The sequence below is a fragment of the Amycolatopsis sp. VS8301801F10 genome, assembly GCF_046195355.1.
Lineage (GTDB): Bacteria > Actinomycetota > Actinomycetes > Mycobacteriales > Pseudonocardiaceae > Amycolatopsis.
Genome location: NZ_CP176065.1, coordinates 6,415,627 through 6,437,637, shown reverse-complemented (window position 1 = coordinate 6,437,637; position 22,011 = coordinate 6,415,627). Strand labels below are relative to the sequence as shown.

19 protein-coding genes are annotated in these 22,011 nt (G+C 69.9%); all 19 read left to right on the top strand.

Annotation, left to right across the window (positions count from 1 at the left end; genetic code table 11):
• The first annotated feature begins 39 nt into the window (after positions 1-39).
• The 19 genes from F9C11_RS30240 to F9C11_RS30150 all read left to right on the top strand — a co-directional run bounded on the left by F9C11_RS30240 (position 40) and on the right by F9C11_RS30150 (position 21,711).
• On the top strand, positions 40-381 hold the full coding sequence (locus F9C11_RS30240) for a hypothetical protein (RefSeq protein ID WP_409180749.1): 342 nt from the start codon (positions 40-42) through the stop codon (positions 379-381).
• 18 nt (positions 382-399) lie between these two features.
• A complete protein-coding gene (locus F9C11_RS30235) occupies positions 400-1,158 on the top strand; it encodes an SDR family NAD(P)-dependent oxidoreductase (protein ID WP_409180748.1) in 759 nt (252 codons plus the stop codon).
• Positions 1,159-1,208: 50 nt separating this feature from the next.
• Positions 1,209-2,660, top strand: coding sequence for a helix-turn-helix domain-containing protein (locus F9C11_RS30230; protein ID WP_409180747.1), 1,452 nt, complete (start codon positions 1,209-1,211; stop codon positions 2,658-2,660).
• A gap of 108 nt (positions 2,661-2,768) precedes the next feature.
• Entirely contained in the window at positions 2,769-4,184 is a 1,416-nt protein-coding gene (locus tag F9C11_RS30225; RefSeq protein ID WP_409180746.1) for an MmgE/PrpD family protein, read from the top strand.
• Positions 4,181-5,539 (top strand): aldehyde dehydrogenase, encoded by a 1,359-nt coding sequence (locus tag F9C11_RS30220; protein WP_409180745.1) that lies wholly within the window; start codon positions 4,181-4,183, stop codon positions 5,537-5,539. Before F9C11_RS30225 ends, F9C11_RS30220 begins: the two co-directional genes overlap by 4 nt.
• A 67-nt stretch (positions 5,540-5,606) precedes the next feature.
• Positions 5,607-6,242 (top strand): TetR/AcrR family transcriptional regulator, encoded by a 636-nt coding sequence (locus tag F9C11_RS30215; protein WP_409180744.1) that lies wholly within the window; start codon positions 5,607-5,609, stop codon positions 6,240-6,242.
• 181 nt (positions 6,243-6,423) lie between these two features.
• A complete protein-coding gene (locus tag F9C11_RS30210) occupies positions 6,424-7,257 on the top strand; it encodes a mycofactocin-coupled SDR family oxidoreductase (protein ID WP_409180743.1) in 834 nt (277 codons plus the stop codon).
• A 43-nt stretch (positions 7,258-7,300) separates the two neighbouring features.
• Positions 7,301-8,134, top strand: a complete 834-nt coding sequence (locus F9C11_RS30205; RefSeq protein WP_409180742.1) for an N-acyl homoserine lactonase family protein — start codon at positions 7,301-7,303, stop codon at positions 8,132-8,134.
• A gap of 25 nt (positions 8,135-8,159) precedes the next feature.
• The gene (locus tag F9C11_RS30200) at positions 8,160-9,275 is read left to right on the top strand and encodes an NDMA-dependent alcohol dehydrogenase (protein ID WP_409180741.1); all 1,116 of its coding nucleotides are present in this window, start codon (positions 8,160-8,162) and stop codon (positions 9,273-9,275) included.
• A gap of 120 nt (positions 9,276-9,395) precedes the next feature.
• On the top strand, positions 9,396-10,985 hold the full coding sequence (locus F9C11_RS30195) for a class I adenylate-forming enzyme family protein (protein ID WP_409180740.1): 1,590 nt from the start codon (positions 9,396-9,398) through the stop codon (positions 10,983-10,985).
• Entirely contained in the window at positions 10,982-12,091 is a 1,110-nt protein-coding gene (locus tag F9C11_RS30190; protein WP_409180739.1) for a zinc-binding dehydrogenase, read from the top strand. The genes F9C11_RS30195 and F9C11_RS30190 overlap by 4 nt, the downstream gene beginning before the upstream one ends.
• Positions 12,092-12,123: 32 nt before the next feature.
• On the top strand, positions 12,124-13,590 hold the full coding sequence (locus F9C11_RS30185) for an aldehyde dehydrogenase family protein (protein ID WP_409180738.1): 1,467 nt from the start codon (positions 12,124-12,126) through the stop codon (positions 13,588-13,590).
• Between the two features lie 300 nt (positions 13,591-13,890).
• Positions 13,891-14,157, top strand: coding sequence for a hypothetical protein (locus F9C11_RS30180; RefSeq protein WP_409180737.1), 267 nt, complete (start codon positions 13,891-13,893; stop codon positions 14,155-14,157).
• A gap of 191 nt (positions 14,158-14,348) precedes the next feature.
• Positions 14,349-14,576 carry a hypothetical protein gene (locus tag F9C11_RS30175; protein WP_409180736.1) on the top strand — a complete coding sequence of 76 codons (228 nt, stop codon included), beginning with the start codon at positions 14,349-14,351 and terminating at the stop codon, positions 14,574-14,576.
• Complete coding sequence (locus F9C11_RS30170) at positions 14,573-16,603, top strand: hydantoinase/oxoprolinase family protein (protein WP_409180735.1); 2,031 nt, start codon at positions 14,573-14,575, stop codon at positions 16,601-16,603. The genes F9C11_RS30175 and F9C11_RS30170 overlap by 4 nt, the downstream gene beginning before the upstream one ends.
• A gap of 5 nt (positions 16,604-16,608) precedes the next feature.
• Entirely contained in the window at positions 16,609-18,570 is a 1,962-nt protein-coding gene (locus F9C11_RS30165) for a hydantoinase B/oxoprolinase family protein (protein ID WP_409180734.1), read from the top strand.
• A complete protein-coding gene (locus tag F9C11_RS30160; RefSeq protein ID WP_409180733.1) occupies positions 18,570-19,304 on the top strand; it encodes a hypothetical protein in 735 nt (244 codons plus the stop codon). Before F9C11_RS30165 ends, F9C11_RS30160 begins: the two co-directional genes overlap by 1 nt.
• Positions 19,301-20,908 carry a class I adenylate-forming enzyme family protein gene (locus tag F9C11_RS30155; protein ID WP_409180732.1) on the top strand — a complete coding sequence of 536 codons (1,608 nt, stop codon included), beginning with the start codon at positions 19,301-19,303 and terminating at the stop codon, positions 20,906-20,908. The genes F9C11_RS30160 and F9C11_RS30155 overlap by 4 nt, the downstream gene beginning before the upstream one ends.
• Positions 20,905-21,711, top strand: a complete 807-nt coding sequence (locus F9C11_RS30150) for an SDR family NAD(P)-dependent oxidoreductase (RefSeq protein ID WP_409180731.1) — start codon at positions 20,905-20,907, stop codon at positions 21,709-21,711. Before F9C11_RS30155 ends, F9C11_RS30150 begins: the two co-directional genes overlap by 4 nt.
• Positions 21,712-22,011 lie beyond the last annotated feature (300 nt).

The window sequence follows — 22,011 nt, the reverse complement described above, 5'->3', positions numbered from 1 at the left end:
GGACAGTCGAGCGGTCAGCGCGCGCTTAGCGTTCTTCGCATGTCAACGACGACTCATGAAGAACTGGCCAAGGGCTGGATCCGCGCGCTCTCGGACGTCGAAGTGTTCTACTCGCTGTGCGCGGACGACTGCAAGGTCTGGCACAGCGCGGACGACAAGTGGATGACCGTCAAGGAAGCAATCGACGCCGTCCACGAACGCGGCGGCCTTCCGACGTTCGAAAACTCCCGTTACACGTTGACCGACAAGGGGTTCTTCGTGCAGACCTCGGCCACGCTGGCGGCCGCACGAGTGCACCTGATCCAGGTGGTGACGGTGAAGGACGGCAAGGCGGTCTCGGCCGAGGAGTACATCGGCCCCGAGATGGACATCGCCGTCTAGGCGGGAAACGGACTTTCGATGAGTGCAATCGCAGGACGCTCCATCATCGTCACCGGCGGCGCCAGCGGGATCGGCGAAACGGCCGCGCGGCTGTTCGCCGAGAACGACGCGCTGGTGACCATCGCGGACATCAGCACCGAAGCCGGCGAAGCGCTGGCGGAGGAATTGTCGGGCAAGGGCTACGAAGCCCAGTTCGTCACCACCGATGTCACCGACGAGGCGCAGGTGGCGGCGATGGTGGAGGCGGCGGAATCCGCGTACGGCAGGGTGGACGGCGCGTTCAACAACGCGGGCGTGCCGAACAACGGCAAGAAGCTGGCCGATCTCACCCGCGAGGAGTTCGACCGGGTTTTCGCGATCAACGTGACCGGGCCGTTCCTCTGCATGAAGCACGAGGTGCCGGCGATGCTGCGCGCGGGCGGCGGGTCGATCGTCAACACGGCGTCGGTCGGGTCGTTCATCTACATCCCGCTGGCCGCGGAATACACCGCCTCCAAGCACGCGCTGATGGGCCTGACGAAAGCGGCGGCGGCCGAATACGGCGAACACGGCATCCGCGTCAACGCCATCGGCCCGTCCACCGCGCGCACGCCGATGTACCTGGAGTACCTGAAGCTCAATCCGGAGTACGAGAAGACCGTCGCCGCCACGCACGCGCTGCGGCGCGGCAGCGAACCGGTCGAACAGGCCCAGGCGGCGATGTGGCTGCTGTCGGACGCGGCGTCGTTCGTCACCGGCGTGACGGTCCCGGTCGACGGCGGCTACACACTGTACTGAGCGGGCCGTTTCATTGACCCGGCGGATGGCCGCATGAAATATTATGTTCCATGAGTGCGGTGCCGACTCGCGGCGCGCTGGCCCGCGCCGCGGGTCCGGTGCTCGACCGCGTGCAGGCGGAAGTGCGGGGCAGCGCGGTCGCGGTGCTGCTGGCCGACCCCCAGGCCCGGGTGGTGGACATCCGGTACGGCGAACGCTCTTTCGGCCGGGAGGTCGCTTCGCTGGGCGTCCTGCCGGGCGTGCGGCTGGGGGAGGACGACGTCGGCGTGAACGCGATCGGCACGCCGCTGGAAACCCGCCGGAGCCTTCTGCTGCGCGGCGCCGAGCACGCGCTGCCCGCGTTCCACGGGTTCACCTGCTTCGGCCACCCGATCGTCCACCCCGGGACCCGGCGGGTCGCCGGAGTGCTCGACTTCGCGGTGCCGGCGAGCCGGGACGAGCGGCTGGCCCCGGCGCTGGTGCGCCACCTGGTCACGGAGATCGAGAGCAGGCTGCGGACGGACGCGGCGGAGGCGCAGCAGCGGCTGCTCGCCGCGTTCCAGTCCGCGGCCCGGCGACGGGACCGCCGGGTGCTGGTCGTCGGGCACGGCCTGGTGCTGGCCACTCAGCCCGCGCTCGACCTCCTGGCGCCGGCCGACCATGCCGCGGTCCAAGCCTGCATCGAGCACGGCGGGGAGAACACGCGGATCACGTTGGCCTCCGGCCAGCCGGTGCGGCTGTCCTGGGCGCCGGTGGACGGCACCGAGGGGACCATGGTCGACCTGGTCGCCGAGACGCGGCCGCGGCCCCGCGCCGCGGCACCGGTGCGATGGCCGTTGCTGGTGGCGGGGGAGCCGGGCACGGGCAAGACGACCGTCGCGCGGGAGGCCGCCGGGGACGGCGCGGTGGTGCTGGACGGGGTCGAAACGGTCCGGGTCGGCGAGGCGGAATGGGCCGAGCAGGCCAGCCGCCTGCTGGACGGCGACGGGCCGGCCGTGATCGTCGAAAACGTCCAGCTGCTGTCGGAGCGGCTGGCCGCGCTGGTCGCGGCGCGGGCCAGGACGTCGAAGCGGAACCTCGTGCTGACCTCAGCTCCGGGCGAGCCTCACCCGCCGATCACGGCGTGCTGCGGCGAACGGCGGGAGCTGGCCCCGTTGCGCGTCCGCCGCCACGAGATCCCGCGGCTGGCGCAGCGAATGCTCAGCGGGGAGTGCGCGGCCCGGTTCACGCCGGAGTCCTTGCGGGTGCTGGCGGCTCAGCCGTGGCCGGGGAATCTGGCCGAACTGCGCCGGGTCGTCCGCGCGGTGGCGGAGCTGCGTTCGGCGGGCGACGTCGTCCCGGCCGACCTGCCGCCGTCTCACCGGGACGGATCGGCGCTCGCTTCGCCGTTCGACCGGGCCGAGCGCGAAGTGATCGTCGCGGCGATCGCGGCCGCGGGCGGCAACAAACTCGAAGCCGCCCGGGCGCTGGGGATCAGTCGCTCGACGTTGTACAACCGGATGAAAGCCTTGCGCATCCGCTGATTCCCCGAGCCGTTCTCCGCGCGGCTTGACCCGGTCTCCTATCTAGATATTATATATTTCATGCGCGCTGCCGGGTGGCGGCCGACCTGACATCGACGAGGAGCAGGCATGGCGACGATCATCGAGCAGCTCGCGGGATTCGCCGCGGGCGCGGACGCCCGGGAATTCCCCGACGAGGTGATCCGCGAATCCCAGCGCATCCTGCTCGACTCGCTCGGCTGCGCGGTGGCTTCCCTCGGTGACGAAGGCGCGCAGCGCGGCGTCGACTACGCGCGATACCTCGGCGGCGCTGAAGGTCCGGCGTCGATCCTCGGCACCGGCACGAAGACTTCGGTCCCCGCCGCCGCGTTCGCCAACGCCGAACTGATCAACGCGCTCGACCACGACGCGGTCCTGCCGCCCGGACATGTCACGCCGTACGTGCTGCCCGGCGCGCTGGCCACCGCGGAGTCGTTGCGGACGTCCGGCACGAAGCTGCTCGAGGCGATCGCGGTGGCCCACGAGATGTCGTACCGGATCGGGAAGGCGACCGACTATCTGCGCGACATCAAGGACGGCGTCGTCACCATCCCCGACGTCATCGGCTACAGCAGCACGCTTTTCGGCGCCGCGGCCGCAGTCGGCGTCGTGAAGGGTCTCGACGGCGAAACTCTGGCCGACGCGCTCGGCATCATGGGCTCCACCGCGCCGACCAACACTCAGCGCGCGTGGATGATGCACGCCCCGTCGACGACGATCAAGTACCAGCTCGCCGGCGGAATGGCGCTGTCCGCGGTCACCGCGGCCAACCTCGCCGAACGAGGCCACACCGGCGACCGGCAGATGCTCGACGACCGCGAATACGGCTTCCCGCGCTTCATCGGCACCTCCCGCTGGGAACCCGCGCCGATCACCGCGGACCTCGGTGCAAAGTGGACGTTCACGCCGTTCCAGTCGTTCAAGCCGTATCCGCACTGCCGGGTCATGCACGCACTGTTCGACGCGCTGACCGAAATCGTCGAGACACACGACCTCCGTCCCGACGAGATCGACGCGATCACCGCGTATGGCGAGAGCTTCGTCATGCAGCCGGTGTGGGTGAACGAGACCATCCGCAACCCGCGCGACGCGCAGTTCAGCATGACGCACGGCCTCGCCCTCGCCGCGCACCGGATCCCGCCCGGCAAGGACTGGCAGACCCCGGAAGCGGTGCTGGACCCGTCGGTGCTCGACCTGGCCAAGAAGGCGTCGTTCCAGGCGCACCCGGACTACACGGAGGCGTTGAAGAGCAATCCGGCGGCTCGCCGGTCGCGCGTCGAGGTGCAGGCGCGCGGCACCACCTATCGCGGCGAGCGGGCCTACCCGAAGGGCAGCCCGTCGCCCGACCCGGCCACGTATCTGACTGACGACGAACTCGTCGCGAAGTTCCGGCACAACGTGGCGGGCGTCGTGGCGGACCCGGACGCGATCGTCCAGGCGGTTTTCGATCTGCAGAATGTCGAAGACGTTTCGGCGCTGCTGAACCAGGTCGGAGGTGCGGCATGATCGACGTGGTCAACCCGGCGACGGAAGAAGTGATCGGGTCCATAGTGGACAGCGACGCGGCGACCGTCGACGCCGCCGTGTCCGCCGCCAGTGCCGCTCTTGGGCCGTGGGCGGCTCTGTCGCCCGCCACCCGCGGCGGCTACCTGCGCGCGCTGGCGGACGAGTTCGAAAAGCGATCCGAGGAGATCTCGGAGCTGGTCACCCGCCAGAACGGCACGCCGATCAGCATCACCCGCGCGATGCAGAGCCAAGTTCCGGTCTGCTACCGGTACTTCGCTTCGCTCGCGGAGAAACTCTCGGTCGAGCAGCACGTCGAGACGGCGAGCGGCGACGCGATCGTCCTGCGCGAACCGGTCGGCGTGGTCGCGGCCATCACTCCGTGGAACGGCCCGCAACCGCTCATCGCGTGGAAGCTCGGCCCCGCGCTGGCGGCCGGCTGCACCGCGGTGATCAAGCCGGCGCCAGAGACGTCGCTCGATGCGTTCGTCTTCGCGGAAATCGTTGCCGCGGCGGGAATTCCCGAAGGCGTGGTGAACATCGTGACCGGCGGACGCGAAACTGGGGCGGCGCTGGTCGCGCATCCTGGCGTGCACAAGGTCGCGTTCACCGGCTCGACCGTGGCGGGCAAAGCGATCGCCGCCGAGTGCGCGAAGCAACTGAAGCACGTCACGCTGGAGCTGGGCGGAAAGTCGGCGGGCATCCTGCTCGACGACGTCGATCTCGACGCGTTCCGGCCGCTGGTGCTTTCCGCCTGCTCGCCGAACACCGGGCAGACCTGCCGGGCGCTGACCCGGGTGCTGGCTCCGGCGTCGCGCTACGACGAGGTCGTGGAGATGCTCGCGACCACGATGACCGAAATCCCGCAAGGGGATCCGCTCGACCCGGCGGTGTTCTTCGGCCCGCTGGTGAACGCGACGCAGCGGGAACGAGTGGAGTCCTACATCGAACTCGGCAAGGCGGAGGGCGCCGAACTGGTGATCGGCGGCGGCCGCCCGTTCGAGCGCGGCTACTACGTCGCACCGACGATCTTCCGCGGGGTCACCAACGACATGCGCATCGCCCGCGAGGAAATCTTCGGCCCGGTGCTCACCGTGCTGCCGTACCGGACGGTCGACGAAGCGGTCGCCATCGCGAACGACTCGGAGTACGGCTTGGGCGGCGGAGTGTTTTCGCCGGACCGCGATCGGGCGACGGAAGTGGCCCGCCGGATCGTGACCGGGAGCGTCGGAGTGAACACCTCCACGCTGCCGATCGAGACGCCGTTCGGCGGCGTCAAGAACAGCGGGATCGGGCGGGAGCTGGGACCGCAGAGCGTGGACGCGTACCTGGAGTACAAGACGATTTTCCGGGCGTAGCACCGGTTCCCGGCTTTCGGCCGGCGTCGTGCGCTACGGCGGAGCAAGAGCGGAGGAGATGATCGCGATGACTGTGCCCGATGTCGTTTCGCGGCGCGGCGGCGATGCGGGCGCGGTCGAGACCCGCGCCGAGCGCAAGCGGGCGCTCCGGATGCGGCTGATCGAACACGCCGCGGCTCGGTTGTTCGCCGAACGCGGGTACGAGGCGGCGAATTTCGAGGATGTCGGAGCGGCCGTCGACATGCGCGGGACCAGCCTCTATTACTACTTCTCCTCGAAGGAAGAGCTGTTCTTGCGCTGCATGGAGCACGCGGCCGCCGAGGTGTTTCCCCGGCTCCGGGACATCGCCCGGTCCGAAGGCTCGCCGTTGGCGCGGCTGCGGGCGATGTTCCGGGAAGAAGTCGTGATCACGCTTCGCGAGTACCCCGAGTTCATCCCGCTCTTCCTCAAGGTGCGAGTGCCGATCGAGGCGCTCGAACGGCGTCGCCGGGAATTGCGGCGCGAGCAGACCTCGATCTTCCGCGAAGTCGTCGACGAGCTGGACGGCCGCGCGGTTCCGGGCCGTCCGCATCCGACGCTGAATCTCGCGCTGGGCGGGATGGCGCTCGTCGGCGAGTGGTACGACCCGGAAGGGCACCTGAGCGTCGAAGGGTTCGCCGACGAGGTGTCCTTGACTCTGGCCGGGATGTTCACGCCGCGGTAACCCTCGCACACTGGCAGAAGCCCAGGTTTCGCGTCCGGCGAGACCTGGGCTTCTCTCGTGCCCCGGCGGAATTCGAGGCTCGGCTTGAAAACCGAGCACAGAATAGAATATATTATCCGTAGATGAGCGCGGCGGAGTCGTCGCGCGGCGCCGGACCCGACCACAGCGAAGTGGAGTGCACATGCCCGGACGGTTCGAAGGCAAAGTCGTCGTGGTGACCGGAGCCGCGCGCGGACAGGGGCGCAGTCACGCGGTGCGCTTCGCCGAGGAAGGCGCGGACGTCATCGCGGTCGACGTGTGCGCGCAGGTGGCGACCGCGCCGTACCCGCTGGCTGCCGCGGACGACCTGGCGCAGACCGTGAAGGAGGTCCGGGCGACCGGCCGGCGAGTGGTCGCCGCCGAGGCCGACACCCGGGATTTCCCGGCGCTGAAAGCCGCGATCGACCGCGGCGCCGAGGAGCTGGGCAGGCTGGACGTGGTGGTCGCCAACGCGGCGATCGTGTCGTTCGGCTCGCTGCTCGACCTTCCCGAGGAGACGTGGCGGGACGTCGTCGACATCAACCTCACCGGCGCCTGGCACACGGTGAAAGCGGCGGTTCCGCATCTCGTGGCAGGGGGACGAGGCGGCGCGGTCGTGCTGACCAGTTCGGCGGCCGGACTGCGGGCGTACCCGGGACTCGGCCACTACGTCGCGGCCAAGCACGGGCTCGTCGGCCTGATGAAAACCCTCGCGATCGAGCTGGGTCCGCATTCGATCCGCGTCAACTCGGTGCACCCGACCCAGGTCGACACTCCGATGCTGCAGAACGACGCGGTCTACTCGGCGTTCCTGCCCGGCACGGAGAACCCGGGCAAGAACGACTTCGCGCCGGTGTCCCAGTCCATGCACGCGCTGCCGGTGCCGTGGGTCGAGGCGCAGGACGTCTCCGGCGCGGTGCTGTACCTGGCCTCCGCCGAGGCCCGGTACGTGACCGGTGCGGCCCTGCCGGTCGACGCCGGAACGCTGCTCGTCTGAATCCGTTGCCCAGCACATCCTGCAGACTCTTGGGAGCCATTCGATGCCCGCTTCTTCGACCGTGCGCCGCGTCTGGGCGCTCGACGCGCCGGAACTGACCGTGGACTGCAGCATCCTGATGCTCGGCACCGGCGGCCAGGAGGACACCATCCCGTCGCCGTCCTTTCTCGTCGAGCACGCCGAGGGCCTGCTGCTGTTCGACACCAGCCTGGCGACCTCCGGCGCGGGCGACCCGGCCGCCGCGTACGGCCCCCTCGCCGACGCTTTCAAGATCTCGATCCCGGAACACTGCCGCTTGGACCGCCAGCTCGAGTCGATCGGCTGCAAGACGAGCGACGTGCGCCGGATTGTCCTGTCCCACATGCATTTCGACCACACCGGCGGGCTCGACCTGTTCCCGCACGCCGAGGGCTTCATCGGCGCCGGCGAGCTGCGGTACGCGCGCACGCCGTCGAGTCTCGACGCCGGGTTCTTCCGCGAAGAAGACATCGCCGCGGCGGGGAAGATCGCGTGGAACGAGGTCCCGGCCGGTTACGACCACGACATGTTCGGGGACGGCAGCGTCGTCCTGCTCTCCCTGCACGGGCACACCCCCGGCACCCTGGGGTTGAAGGTGCGGCTGCCGGACGAAAGCACCCTGGTGCTGACCAGCGACGCGGCGCACAAGCGGGCGAACGTGGAGGCGACGACCGGGATGCCGTTCGACGTCGACCGGCTGAACAAGAACGCCTCCCTGCAGAAGGTGAAGCTGCTGCGCACGCAGCCCGGCACGACGGTATGGATCAGCCACGATCCGCGGGACTGGGCGGATTTCCGGCCGGACAACGGAGAAATCACGAGCGCCGCGGAGCTGAACCGCGCTGCTGCCCGAGCTTGACCGGCCGACCCGGAGGAACGCTGAAATGAAAACCGTCGCCGCGGTCGTGGACGAGGGAAGCACCGAACTGGAGCTGCGCGAGCTGGAGGTGGCCGAGCCGGGGCCCGGCGAGGTCACCGTCAAGTTCGTCGCGTCCGGACTGTGTCATTCGGACTATCACTTCCTCGACGGAGTACTGGGCGGGCGCAAGCCGATCGTCCTCGGCCACGAGGGCGCCGGAGTGGTCGAGGACGTCGGGCCGGGGGTGACCCGGCTGCGGCCTGGAGACCACGTGGTGGGCAGCTTCGTGCCGACCTGCGGATCGTGCCGTTACTGCGCGACCGGCCGGTCCAGCCTGTGCGACCTGGCCGCGGACACGATGAACGGCACTTTCCCGGACGGGGGCTTCCGCTTCCACGACGCGAAGGGCCAGGGCTACGGCAGCCTGTGCATGCTCGGCACGTTCGCGGAACGGGCCACCGTCCAGGAACGTTCGGTGATCAAGATCGATCCGTGGATCCCGCTCGAGGTCGCGGTCCTAGCCGGATGCGGAGTGCCGACCGGATGGGGCACGGCCACCCGAGCCGGGGGAGTTCGGGCCGGCGACACCGCGGTGGTGTACGGGATCGGCGGGATCGGCATCAACGCGATCCAGGGCGCCGCCTACGCCGGGGCGAAGTTCGTGGTGGCGGTGGACCCGGTGGAGTTCAAGCGGGAAACCGCGCTGAAACTCGGCGCGACACACGCTTTCGCCACGGCGGAAGAGGCGGCGGAGCGCGTGCACGAACTGACCTGGGGCCAGGGCGCGGACCAGGCTTTGGTCACGGTCGGCGTGGTGGACGAGAAGGTGGTCAGCGACGCGTTCGACATCGTCGGCAAGGGCGGCACCGTCGTAGTGACCGGTCTCGGCGCGCCCGATGACCTCACGGTGCACGTTTCCGGCGCGGTGCTGACGAAGTGGGAGAAGACGATCAAGGGGTCGATGTTCGGCACCCTCAACCCGCACTACGACATCGTGAAGCTCCTGCGGCTCTACGACAGCGGGCGGCTGAAGCTCGACGAGCTGGCGACCAAGCACTACCGGCTGGAAGACATCAACCAGGGATACGCCGACATGAAGGCCGGGAAGATCATCCGCGGCGTCATCCGGCACGACCGCTGACCCTGCGGACGCCGGAAGGAGGCTCATCATGGAAACGACTCGATGCGTTCCGTTTCGCGGGACAATCGCTGAGCCAACCGTTGCGAGAATGCCTTCGCCGAACCCGACGGAGCGAGGGAAATGAACATTTCGTGGATCACGGACGCGGTCGCCGGGCAGGTCCCGAGCGTCTCGCCGGACAGTCCGGCGCTGGCGCTCGGCACCGGAGACCCGCTCTCCTACGCGGAACTGCGGGAACGCGAGCTGCTGCTCGCGACTGCACTCCGGCGTGACGGTGTGCGGCCCGGCGACCGCGTGGCGCTGCTGCTGCGCAACTGCACCGATTACGTAGCGCTCTATCTCGCGCTCGGCCGGATCGGCGCGATCTCGGTGCGGTTGAACTGGCGGCTCACCGCGGCCGAATTGAGCTATCAGTTGCGGGATTCCGCCGCGGGAACGGTGATTTTCGACGCGGAGTTCGGCGAGCGGCTCGCCGGGATCCGGGGCGAAGTGCCTGCCCGGACTTACGTCGCGCGGACCGGCTCGGACGCTGCCGCACCAGAGTGGGCCGTACCGCTGGAGGAATTCGCCGGCAGCGCCGCGGACGGCGAGTTCCCGGAGGTCGGGCCGGACCAGCCGCTCACGCTGATGTACACCTCGGGCACGACCGGCCGTCCGAAGGGCGCGCTCCTCTCGCACGGCAACGCAGTGTGGATCGGGACGGTCCAGGCACTGAACTGGAAATTCGATCACACCACGGTCGCGCTGACGCAAGGCCCGCTGTTCCACGCGGGCGGGTTCGAGGTGTTGCTCCTGCCCGCTCTGCTCCGGCACGGGACCGCTGTCACCTTCCCGTCCGGCGGATTCACCCTGGAAGCCATGCTCGAGGCGGCCCGCCGGCACTCGGCGACGGCCATGCTGGTCTATTCGTTCATGCTCGCCGAGTTCGGCGGCATCGAAGGGCTGGAAACCCTGGTTCCGCCTTCCCTGCGACGGATCGTCACCGGCGGCGACACGATCATGCCGTGGGTGTACGACGTGTTCGAGAAGCGGCTGCCGGGAGTGAACCTCACCCAGTCCTACAGCCTCACCGAAGGCGGCGCGGTCGCGCTGCACCTGGACCACACGGTCGCCCGGGGCAGGGAAACGAGCGTGGGCGTGCCGCAGCCGATGACCCAGGTGCGCATAGCCGACCCGCTCGGAACGGAAGTGCCGACGGGCGAGGTCGGCGAAATCCACCTGCGCAGCCCCGGGGTCAGCATCGGCTACTGGAACCGTCCGGAGGAGACCGCGGAGACGTTCGCCGGCGGCTGGTGCCGCACCGGCGACCTCGGCCGGGTCGACGCCGACGGGTTCGTGACGCTTGCCGGGCGGGCCAAGGACATGATCCGCACCGGCGGCGAGAACGTCTACCCGGCCGAGGTGGAGAAGATCCTCACCGGCCATCCCGGCGTGCACGACGCCGCGCTGATCGGCGTGCCCGACGCGAAGCTGGCGGAGGTCGGCTGCGCCGTCGTGGTGGCCGAGCCCGGCGCGGCGCCGGCCGAAGCGCAGCTGCGGCGCTACCTCGCCGAACGGCTCGCGAAGTACAAGATCCCCCGGTACTTCGTCTTCGCTCGCGAACTCCCGCGCACGGCCTCCGGAAAAGTCCTGAAGCACCTGATGAAGGAAACCTACGCGAACCTCGGCGAGCGCCCCGGCGCTCCCGCGGGAGGAGAAGACCCGGCATGACCCAGACCGGACGAGCGGCCCTGTTCTTCGGGCCCGGCGCGAAGCTCGAACTGGCCGAACTCCCCGTTCCCGAGCCGGAGCCCGGGGCGCTGGTGATGCGCGTGACCCGGGCGAACGTCTGCGGCTCCGACGTGCACATCTGGCGCGGCGACGGGGTGCTCGCCAGCCGGGGCCGCCGCGAGGACGGCCGGGTGATCGGCCACGAGATGACCGGCGTCGTGCACAGCCTCGGGCCGGGCGTGGACCGGGACTGGTCCGGTGCGCCGCTGCGGCCGGGCGACCGGATCGTGTGCCAGTACTTCGCGCCCTGCGGACGGTGCCGGCCGTGCTTGCGCGGCCGGTCCGAAGCGTGCCTGCGGCAGCACCGCGCGTTCGTCGGCAAACCTTCGGAGTTCCCGCATTTCCGCGGCGCGTTCGCGGATTACTTCTACGTGCGCCCGACGATGGCCGTGTTCAAGGTCCCGGACGAGGTCGGCGACGTCCTGGCCGCGGGAGTGAACTGCGCGCTCGCCCAGATGGTCATGGCGTTCGAGCGCGCCCAGGTGTCGATGGGGGACCGGGTCGTCGTCCAAGGCGCGGGCGGACTCGGTCTCTACGGCGCCGCGCTCGCCCGGGAATGCGGCGCCGACCAGGTCGTCGTGATCGACGGAGTGGACGAGCGGCTCGAGCTGGCGCGGCAGATGGGCGCCGACGAGACAGTCGACTTCCGCGAGTTCGGCTCGCCGGAGGACCGGGCCGCCCGGGTGCGGGACCTCACCGACGGCGGCGGCGACGTCGTGTTCGAACTCGCCGGGCACCCGTCGGTGATCCCGGAGGGGATCCGGATGACCGCGCGCGGCGGGAAGTACCTGGAGCTGGGCACCTTCTACGAGGGCTCGCCGGTCGAGGTGGACCCGGGTTACCTGGTCATGAACAACATCACGGTGCAGGCGGTGTCCTTCTACGACGCGCGCAGCCTCGCCAAAGCCCTGGCTTTCCTCGCCCGCCGGGCAGGAGACCTGCCCCTGGCGCGAGCCGCCGCGGACTACCCGCTGGCGGAGATCAACGAGGCGCTGGCCGACCAGGCGGCGGGCAAAGCCGCCCGGGCGTCGCTGGTCATGTCCTGAGCCGGCGGCCGAACGAGAACGGAGACCACGAGTTGTCGAACTCGATCGAGATCGCGGGTGTCGAGGTCCGGCACCCGGACGAGGTGTACGTCGGCGGCGAATGGCTGCCCGCGAGCGGCGGCCGGCACGAGATCGTGTCGCCCGCGGACGAAAAGGTCGTCGCCGAAGTCGGGCTGCCGGGAACCGGCCAAGCCGAGGCGGCGGTAGCCGAAGCGCACCAGCGGGGCTTGTCGTTGTGGGCTCGATTGCCCGTGGCGGAACGAGTCGAGGCCGTCCGGCGATTCTGCGCCGCCATGGAAGAACGGCTCCCGGAGATGGGCGCGGTGTGGGCGGTCGAGGCCGGGATGCCCGTCCGCTACAGCAGTACCCTGCATCGTTTCGGCGCGGTCGGAGCGTGGACTGCGGCACTAGACCAGGCCGAAGACGCACTGCGGCCGGAACGGCGCAGCACTCCGCTCGGCGACGTGCTCGTGAAGCACGAGCCGGCCGGGGTGGTCGCCGGGATCATGGCGTACAACGGCCCGCTGGTCACGATGGCCACCAAGATCATCCCCGCCCTGCTCGCCGGTTGCCCGGTGATCGTGAAAGCGGCGGTGGAATCGCAGCTGATCATGCGCCTGGTCGCCGAGTGCGCCGAAGCGGCCGGGTTCCCGCCCGGAACGCTGTCCATTCTGGCCGGGAGCACCGACGTCGCTCGTGCCTTGTCGGCCGATCCGCGCGTAGACCTGGTTTCCCTGACCGGCGGACGCGTCGCCGCGCAGGACATCATCGAATCGACCCGCGGCCGGTTCGCCCGCACGCACCTGGAACTGGGCGGGAAATCCCCGGCGCTGATCCTTCCGGACGCCCCGCTGGACAAGGTGCTGCGGAGCCTGCTCCCGGGCGCGACCGGCGGCACCGGGCAAGTCTGCGCCCTGCTCACCCGCGTTCTCGTCCCCGAATCAAGGCACGACGAAGTCGTCGAGGCGATGACCGGCGCGTGGTCGCGGCTGAAGATCGGCGATCCGCTCGACCGCGGCACCGACATCGGCCCGCTCGCCAACGCGGCCGCTCGCGACCGCACCGAACGGGCCGTCCAGCGCGCCGTCGCGGAACGAGGCCGCGTCGTCGCCGGGGGAGGGCGTCCGCCTGGTCCTGGGTGGTGGTTCGAGCCCACCATCGTCACCGGCGTCCAGCGGGAGTCGGACCTGGCCCGGAACGAGGTTTTCGGCCCGGTCACGGCGGTGCTGACCTACACGGACCTCGACGACGGCATCGCGCTCGCCAACGACACGTCCTACGGCCTCGCCGCGACGATCTACACGACTGACCTCGAACGCGGCCAATACTGCGCGGACCGCATCACAGCGGGCTCGGTCGCGCTGAATTCGTTCGGGCCGAGCGTCGCCGCGCCCTGGGGCGGGCGGAAAGGATCCGGCTGGGGACGGGAAGGCGGGCCCGAAGGAATCCGCGAATTCGCCGAGACCAAGCAGATCCTCCTCGGACCCGGCCTGTCCTGACCGGCGCCGCTGGAGATCGAGGAGCACAGCCAAGCGGGCATGGCGAACCGCCATGCCCGCAGGTGCTTCCGGGCTGCCTGGGCGTTCTCCGCCGGTCGGCGAGCGACCGCGGCGGGGTTCGGGGCAAGCGCCACCGCGGTTCCCGGACGAGGAAGCGACGCCGCGCGGATCGCGGCAATCAGAGGGCCGAAGGTGCCGCGCGGCTGTCGGGCGTGGCTCGGGCCCCCGGCCGGGCCGTCTTGACCGAGCCCCCACGGAAGTTTAATATAAAATATTATTTCTGCGGCAAGGAGGTGCGCGATGGCGCCTCGGACGGATCCGGACCTGAGCTGCCGGGCGCTGGCCCTCCTCCGCGTCGTGGCCGCCGGACGGGCCGAGATCACCTGCAGCCGCGAGCCGGACATGTTCGTCGACGGCGTGCCGTGCTGCGACCAGTACACCGCGCACGCGCTCGCCCATCGAGGGCTGATCGTCCAAACTGGACCGGCTGTGCTCGGGAAGCGGGTCCGCGCCCGCCTCACGCCGGCTGGTGCGGCAGCGCTGGGGGCGGCCGGCGAGGCGGCCTGAAAGAAAAGCAACGGGCAGGACAGCGGCTGGACAGGCCGCGGTCCTGCCCGTCTCCATGTCCGCCCCCGCGGTCGCTTCGTTTTGCGGACTCGGCTGTGCGCTGAGCGGCTGTTGCCCCGGTCTCACCCGGCCTACCGTTCGGAGGTGCGGCAGCGCCGCACTGATCGAGCCGACAATGGAGTTGCGCCGGAATGGACCAGAAAACACACCCGCCTTCCCTCGCGCGGGAACCAGTCGAGGGCGTCTGTCCGCGGTGCCGGGCCGCCGAGTTGTCCCGCTATCCGGTCAATTCCGAGGGCGGCTGGTTCGAGGTCGTGAAATGCCAGGCCTGCCTGTTCTCGGTCAGCCGGGAGCGCGGACCGCGGCTCGGGCCGATCCAGTTGCTCTCCGACTTCGTGGAGCGAAAGGACCGACGATGATCGCAGTCGACGTGGGCGGCACTTTCACCGACGTGGTCGCCCTGCGGGACGGGAAGATCCGCACCGCGAAGGTGTCCACCGACTACACCGATGTGACGCGCCCGGTGCTCGAAGGCGCCGCGCTGCTCGGCGTGGCGGGAGCCTCGGTGTTCAACCACGCCAGCACGCACGGGCTGAACGCGGTGATCACCCGCGACGTGCCGAAGATCGGGTTCCTGGCCACCGAGGGACACCGCGACATCCTGGACATGGGCCGGGTGTGGCGGCCGGCGGAGGCCATTTTGGACCCGGGCTGGCGACGCAGTTTCGGCGACGCCGCGCGGCCGCTGGTGCCCCGGTACCTGCGCCGGGGAATCCGGGAGCGGCTCACCGCGACCGGCGACGTGCTGTTCGAGCTGGACGAGGCGCAGGCGCGAGCCGAACTCGAAGTGCTGCGCGGGTGCGGCGTGACCGGGGTGGCCATCTGCCTGATCAACGCCTATGTGAACCCGGCGCACGAACTCCGCCTGCGCGACCTGGTCCGCGAGGTGCTCGGGGACGTGCCGTGCTCGTTGTCCAGCGAGGTGTCCCCGCTCGCCAAGGAGTACGCGCGGGCGTCGACGACGGTGGTCGACGCGCTGATGAAGCTCATCTACGCCGACTACACCGCGCGGCTGGAAAAGGGGCTGGCCGAACTGGGCTTCACCGGGCAGCTGAACTTCGCCGATTGCGCGGCGACGCTCGTGCCGTCGCACCGCGCGATGGAACAACCGTTCCGCATCGTGTTCTCCGGGCCCGCGGCGGGCACCGTCGCCAGCGCGCACTTCGGCTCGCTGATCGGCGAGCGCCACCTGCTGTGCGCGGACGTCGGAGGCACGTCGTGCGACATCAGCGTGGTCACCGGCGGCGAACCGTTCGTCGACACCACGTTCGAACTGGAGCACGATCTCGTCGTCAACGCGCTGGCCAACGACGTCAGCGCGATCGGCGCGGGCGGCGGCAGCCTGGTGACGATCGGCCAGACCGGCGAGATCCAGGTCGGCCCCGGCAGCGCCGGTTCGACGCCCGGCCCGGCCTGCTACGGCCGCGGCGGCGCCCAGCCGACCACGACCGACACCTGCCTGCTGATCGGCATCCTCGACCCGGGAACGTTCGCCGACGGCGAGCTGACGCTGGATCCGGAGCTGGCCCGGCAGGCGTTCGAGAACCTCGACTCGGAGTTCTCGCTGGCTCAGCGGGTGCGGTACGCGTACGAGATGGCGGTGCACAACATCGCCGAGGGCGTCTTCAACGTCGCGATCAAGAACGGCGTCGACCCGCGGGACTACACCCTGATCGCCTACGGCGCCGCCGGGCCGATGCTGCTGCCCGCGGCGATGGACGCGGTGCACTGCAAGCAGGTCGTCGTCCCGCCGAACCCGGGGCTGTTCTCCGCGCTGGGTCTCTTGTCGGCCGACCAGGTGTTCACCGTGAACCGCAGCGCCTACACCGTGCTCACGCCGGACGCGGCGGAGCGGATCGACGGGCTGTTCGCCGAGATGGAGGAGCAGTTGCGCGAGCGGCTGAGCCCGGACGTCGCGGTGACTTTCGAACGCAGCTACGACGGGCATCTCGTCGGGCAGAGCTGGGACACGCCGTTCGTGCCGGTGCCGGCCGGGACCCTCGACGAGCCGGCGGTCGCCGCGATGATCGCGTCGTTCCACGACACCTACCAGGAGCGGTCGGGCAATCGCTTCGAAACGGTCCCGGTCGAGGGCGTCACGTTCCGGGTCCGCGCGGTGCTGGACACCCCGAAGGTCGAGTATCCGGAACTGCCCGCCCGCGCCGCGGACGAGCCGCTCCAACCGGTTCGCACGGCGACCCTGCGGTATCTGGGCGAGGGCGCGGAAGACCAGGAGGCGCCGGTGTACGACCGCACCGCGCTCCGGGCGGGCGACGAGTTCGACGGCCCGGCGATCGTCCACGAAGGACTGTCCACGACCCACGTCGGCGCCGGCCAGCATCTCGTCGTCGGTCGCTACGGCGAACTCGTCATCCGGAAGAAGTGAGCGTCATGACCACTTTGGACACTCCGCCGATCCGCATCCGCGATCTCGCCGACGACGAGTTCGCCGGCGCCTACCGCACCGACCGCTTCACCGCGTCGGTGATCGTGAACCGGTTGAAATACGCCGTGGGGCACATGAGCACTGCCTTCCTGCGGGAGGCGTTCTCGCCGATCATCCGCGACTGGTACGACTTCGCGTGCACCATCAGCGGCCCGCCGTCCCAGGACTACCGGATGGCCGTCGTCAGCAACAGCCTGACGCCGTTCCTCGGCACGATGCCCGACGCCACCCGCAACGCGGTCGAGGAATTCGGCCCGGAGAACCTGTCCCCGGGCGACGTGCTGATCTGCAATGACCCGTATCGCGGCGGACGGCACGTCAACGACGTGCTGTTCACCCGGCCGGTGTTCGCCGACGGCCAGATCGTCGCGTTCGTGACGATGTGCGCCCACCAGCTGGACATGGGCGGCACGGTTCCCGGCGGCTTCTCCGCGACCAAGACCACCGTCTACGAGAACGGCCTCGTCCTGCCGCCGATGCTGCTGTGGGCGAAGGACCAGCCGGTGCGGTCGACGTTCAGCCTGATCTTCGACAACACCCGCTGGGGCGGCTTGCTGCTGCCGGACTTCCACAGCATGCATCAGCAGCTGCAGCTGGGCGAGCGGCTGGTGCGGGAGAACATCGAGCGCTACGGCCTCGACGCGTTTCTCGGCGCGCTCGAGTACTCGTGCGACACGTCCGCCGAGCAGATGCGCGAAGCGATCGCGAGCATTCCGGACGGCGACTACACCGGCCGCGCGCTGATCGACGCGGACGGGCTCGACGACACCGTCGACTACCAGGTGCACGTGACGCTGCGCAAACGCGGGCACGACATCGAGGCCGACCTGTCCGGCACCTCAGCGCAAGCCCGCACCTGCGTCAACTGCGGTGTTCTCGACGCGAAAACCGCGCTGGGCGTGGCGCTGACGATGCTGCTCGACCCGGCGATCCCGTTCACCTCGGGCACCTGGCGGAACGTCGACCTGGTCGCGCCGCCGGGGACGCTGCTGAGCGCATTGCCGCCGGAGGGCGCGCCGATGATGTTCTGGGAGCCGTCCGGGGCGCTGATCTCCGCGATTTTCGACGCGCTGAACCCGGTGCTGGGCGAACGCGCGATCGGCGGGGACTACGGTTCCACCAACACGCACAATGCGAGCGGCGTGCGGGCAGACGGCACCCCGTGGACGAGCGCGACGCAGTGCGGCGGCGAGCACGGTCCGTGGGGCGCCACGAAAGAGGGCGACGGCGACAGTTACACCGTGCTGTACAACCTCAACAATCTGGACCCGGCCACGGAGACGATCGAGCACGATTCGCCAGTCGTCCTCCTGCGCAAGGAGCACGCCATCGACACCGGCGGACCGGGCAAGCACCGCGGCGGCGCGGCGAACCTGAAGGACACGCTCTGGCTGACCGCGGCCGCGCAGCACCTGTCTCCGTTCCGGACCAAGGAGCCCAGCGGCGTCGGCGCGGACGGCGGGAAGCCGGGGCCGACCGGCGCCATGTGGATCTTCCCGCCGCGGGAAGGGAGCTCCGGGCCGGACGGGCTGCTGGGGGTCGCCCCCGACGTCTACGCCGGGAGCACGCCCGTCGCCGGGGTGCTCGACCCGGAAACCAAGGCGCTGGATCCGGACGGCGGGGTTTACCACTACTTCGCGAGCCGCAAAGCGTGGTTGACCGAGGCGGGTTCGGTCCTGCGGTGCCTGACGAACGGCGGCGGCGGATGGGGGTCGCCGTTCGACCGAGCGCCGGAGAAGGTGCTCGCCGATGTGCGCGACGAATACGTGAGCGTCGAAGGCGCGGCGCGGGACTACGGCGTGGTCGTCGTCGGCGACCCGCACTACGACCCCGAGGGGCTGCGTGTCGACGAGGAAGCAACTGCCCGGCTGCGTTCCGGCCGGTCGGACGAACGAGGAGTGAGCTGATGGTTTCCGCCGCGGTCCCGGTTTTCGGGGATCGGAACCTGTTCTTCGCGTGGAGCACCTACACCACGGACTACGCGACGTACGCGAAGTGGTACGACGAGGAGCACATCCCGCAGGTGATGGACGCACCCGGCATGGCAGGCGCGCAGCGGTTCGTCATCGCCGACACGAAGCCGTTGCCGGGCGTGCGCTCGCTCGACTTCGGGCACCTCGCGCTGTACGAAATGGACGGCAGCGCCCAGGGATTCCGGGACGAGGTCAAGCGAAAGCTGATCTCCGGGGAAATGGTGCTGCCCGACTACCTGGTGCAGCCGTTCCAGGCGCTCTTCGCGAAGCCGGTGAGCGAACCGTTCCACACCGAACAGTTCGCGGCGGCGGAGAACCTGGACGACCGGCATTTGTTCTTCGCGTGGAGCCGGCACACGGGCGACGACGCGACGTTCGCGAAGTGGTACGACGAGGAGCACATTCCGCAGATCATGTCGGCGCCGGGAATGCTTCGCGCGCAACGGTTCGAGGTGTCCGACGTGAAGCCGCTGCCCGGCGTCGAGCCGGTCGACGAGGGGCATCTGGCGATCTACGAGACCGCCGGCGGCCTTGAAGGGTTCCGGGCGGAGGTCAAGCGGCAGCTGATGTCCGGCGAGATGGTGTTGCCGGACTTCATGATCCCGCCGTTCGCGACGATGTTCCTCAAGCCGGTCAGCCCGTTCTTCCGCTCGAGCCGCACGTCATGACGTTCACCCGGATTCTCGACGCGGCGGCCGACCAGCTCCCGCCGCCGGGCGGCGACGGGATCGCGGTCAGCTACGAGGGCCGCGAACGGCTCACCTACGCGGAGCTGCGGGACAAATCGCTGCGGTACGCGTCGGCGTTGCGGGAACTCGGCCTGGGCAAGGGCGACCGGCTGGGACTGTTGCTGTGCAACGACCCGGAGTACCTGCCGCTGTGCTTCGCGGCGATGCGCCTCGGGGTGGTCGCGGTGCGGCTCAACTTCCGGCTCGCGTCCGCCGAGCTGAAGTTCATTCTCGCCGACTCGGGCTGCAAGGCGGTGATCGCGCACCGCAGCCTGCTCGACCGGGTCGAGCCGGTGCGCGCGGAGACCGGGGTCGAGGCGTTCGTGGTCCGGCAGGATTCGGCCGATCCGGTGCCGGAATGGGCGCTTCCCTTCGAGGTGTTGCTCGGCGGCGAGCCGCTGGCCGACGCGCCGGAGGTAACGGACGCGGACCCGATGTCGCTGCTGTACACCTCAGGCACGACCGGGCTGCCCAAGGGCGCCGTGTGGACCCATGCCAATACGGTCGCGGCGGCGACCGCGCAGGCGCTGCGCTGGGGGTTCTCGCCGGGGACAGTCGCGCTGGTGCCGGGCCCGCTCTACCACGCGGGTGCGTTCGAGGCGATGAGCGCGCCGGCATTCCTGATGCACGGCACCGTGGTGTGCCTCCGGTCGGGCAATTTCACCGTCGACCGGCTGCTCGAAGTGCTCGAAACCGAGCAGGTGACTGACTGCCTGCTGTTCTCCTTCATGCTGCACGACCTGCTGCGCGTGGACGGGATCGAGGACCGGCTGCCGAAGTCCGTCACGCATTTCGTCATCGGCGGCGACACGATGATGCCGTGGGTCGTCGAGCGGATGCGCGCGAAGCTGCCCTGGGTCCGGCTGACGCAGGTCTACGGCTTGACCGAGGGCGGCGCGATCGCGACGTCGCTGGACGACGAGGATTTCGACGCCCAGCCGAAGAGCGTCGGCAGGCCGCTGCCGTTGACCGAGGTGCGGGTCGCGGGCGACGGGCTCGCGCCGGCCGCGCGCGGCGAAGTAGGCGAGATCCTCGTCCGCGGTCCCGCGGTGTGCGCCGGGTACTGGCAGCGCCCGGAAGCGAACCGGGACACCTTCGTGGACGGCTGGTGCCGTACCGGCGATCTGGGGTACGTCAACGCGGACGGCTTCCTGGTCCTCGCGGGCCGGGCGAAGGACATGATCCGCAGCGGCGGGGAGAACGTGTACCCGGCCGAGATCGAGCGAGTCCTCACTCGGCATCCGGCGGTGCTCGACGCGGCCGTCGTCGCGGTGCCGGACCCGAAGTACCTCGAAGCCGGCTGCGCGGTCCTGGTCCTCGCCGAGGGCCGGTCGCTCGACGAAGCCGAACTGCGCGCGTATTGCCGTGCGCACCTGGCGGCTTACAAGGTGCCCCGGCACTTCGTCGCGCAACCGGAGTTGCCGCGCAACGCGTCCGGGAAAATTCTCAAGTTCAAGTTGCGCGAGAAGTACGAAAAGCTCGCTGCTCCCACGGATTCCGGCATCCTCGCGGGAACGCGGCCGGGAGAGGAAGGCACCCGATGAACAACCTGGTCCGGCACCGCAAGCCCGAACTGGCGCTGGTGACGGGAGCGGCCGGCGGGGTCGGCTCGGCGACCGCGCGGCGGCTCGTCGAGGACGGCGCGAAGGTCGCGCTCACCGACCTGAACGCCGCACGGCTCGAGACGCTGGCGGACGAACTCGGCGCGGTCGCGTTGCCCGCCGACGGCACTGATCGCGCGGAGATCCGCGAGGTGGTCGAGCAGGCCGCGGCCCGGCTGGGCGGGCTCGACACGGTGATCGCGGCTCAGGGCGCGGCGGTGTCGGGAACCGCGCGGCCCGAGCACGCGGAGGCCTACCAGCGGGCGCTGGACGTGAACCTGCACGGGTCGTACTACCTGGCCGGGGAGGTGCTGCCGCACCTGGTGGAGCGGCAGGGCTCGCTGGTGCTGTTCGCGTCGACCGCCGGGCTGATCGCCGGCCCGCCCGGGACGGTCGGCTACACCGCCGCGAAGGCGGGGATCATCGGCATCACCCGGTGGCTCGCCCGGGACTACGGCCCGAAAGGGGTCCGGGTCAACGCGGTGTGCCCGGGCTGGATCCGGACCCCGCTCGGCGAGGGCGCGATGGCCTACCTGGCGAAACGCGAAGGGATCACACTCGACGAGGCGTATGCGCTGACGACGAAGCACGTGCCGCTGCGCCGGGCCGCGGAGCCGGAAGAAATCGCGTCGGTGTGCGCGTTTCTCGCGTCGGGCGACGCCTCGATGGTGACCGGCCACGTCCTGGTCGCGGACGGCGGCGGCGCGGTGGTGGATTCGTCCACTTTGGAGTTCGACGCGCCGTGAGCGGTGCCGGCGGGCTGAACCGGATCACTGATCGACCCCGGTCACCGCCTCGTCGAGACCGGCACGGGCGGTGCGGTGGCTGTTCGCCGGATGGTTCTCGTCGGGGTAGCCGAACGAGATGCCGAGCAGGATCTTCCGGTCGCCGGGGATCGTGACGTGCGGGGCGGCGAAGAAGCGGAAGTTCTCGAACGCCTGCCGCGCGGACGCTTCCCGGCCTCCTCGTTCGACGCCGACCGCCTGGTACAGCTGCCAGCCGGCGGTCCCGGTACCCGCCGCGATATTCGGCGGGCGGGGCGAAGT

Excerpts from the sequence above, each read along its gene's own strand:
- F9C11_RS30240 (WP_409180749.1), top strand. The coding sequence starts at position 40 with ATGTCAACGACGACTCATGAAGAACTGGCCAAGGGCTGGATCCGCGCG.
- F9C11_RS30235 (WP_409180748.1), top strand. The coding sequence starts at position 400 with ATGAGTGCAATCGCAGGACGCTCCATCATCGTCACCGGCGGCGCCAGC.
- F9C11_RS30230 (WP_409180747.1), top strand. The coding sequence starts at position 1,209 with ATGAGTGCGGTGCCGACTCGCGGCGCGCTGGCCCGCGCCGCGGGTCCG.
- F9C11_RS30225 (WP_409180746.1), top strand. The coding sequence starts at position 2,769 with ATGGCGACGATCATCGAGCAGCTCGCGGGATTCGCCGCGGGCGCGGAC.
- F9C11_RS30220 (WP_409180745.1), top strand. The coding sequence starts at position 4,181 with ATGATCGACGTGGTCAACCCGGCGACGGAAGAAGTGATCGGGTCCATA.
- F9C11_RS30215 (WP_409180744.1), top strand. The coding sequence starts at position 5,607 with ATGACTGTGCCCGATGTCGTTTCGCGGCGCGGCGGCGATGCGGGCGCG.
- F9C11_RS30210 (WP_409180743.1), top strand. The coding sequence starts at position 6,424 with ATGCCCGGACGGTTCGAAGGCAAAGTCGTCGTGGTGACCGGAGCCGCG.
- F9C11_RS30205 (WP_409180742.1), top strand. The coding sequence starts at position 7,301 with ATGCCCGCTTCTTCGACCGTGCGCCGCGTCTGGGCGCTCGACGCGCCG.
- F9C11_RS30200 (WP_409180741.1), top strand. The coding sequence starts at position 8,160 with ATGAAAACCGTCGCCGCGGTCGTGGACGAGGGAAGCACCGAACTGGAG.
- F9C11_RS30195 (WP_409180740.1), top strand. The coding sequence starts at position 9,396 with ATGAACATTTCGTGGATCACGGACGCGGTCGCCGGGCAGGTCCCGAGC.
- F9C11_RS30190 (WP_409180739.1), top strand. The coding sequence starts at position 10,982 with ATGACCCAGACCGGACGAGCGGCCCTGTTCTTCGGGCCCGGCGCGAAG.
- F9C11_RS30180 (WP_409180737.1), top strand. The coding sequence starts at position 13,891 with ATGGCGCCTCGGACGGATCCGGACCTGAGCTGCCGGGCGCTGGCCCTC.
- F9C11_RS30175 (WP_409180736.1), top strand. The coding sequence starts at position 14,349 with ATGGACCAGAAAACACACCCGCCTTCCCTCGCGCGGGAACCAGTCGAG.
- F9C11_RS30170 (WP_409180735.1), top strand. The coding sequence starts at position 14,573 with ATGATCGCAGTCGACGTGGGCGGCACTTTCACCGACGTGGTCGCCCTG.
- F9C11_RS30165 (WP_409180734.1), top strand. The coding sequence starts at position 16,609 with ATGACCACTTTGGACACTCCGCCGATCCGCATCCGCGATCTCGCCGAC.
- F9C11_RS30160 (WP_409180733.1), top strand. The coding sequence starts at position 18,570 with ATGGTTTCCGCCGCGGTCCCGGTTTTCGGGGATCGGAACCTGTTCTTC.
- F9C11_RS30155 (WP_409180732.1), top strand. The coding sequence starts at position 19,301 with ATGACGTTCACCCGGATTCTCGACGCGGCGGCCGACCAGCTCCCGCCG.
- F9C11_RS30150 (WP_409180731.1), top strand. The coding sequence starts at position 20,905 with ATGAACAACCTGGTCCGGCACCGCAAGCCCGAACTGGCGCTGGTGACG.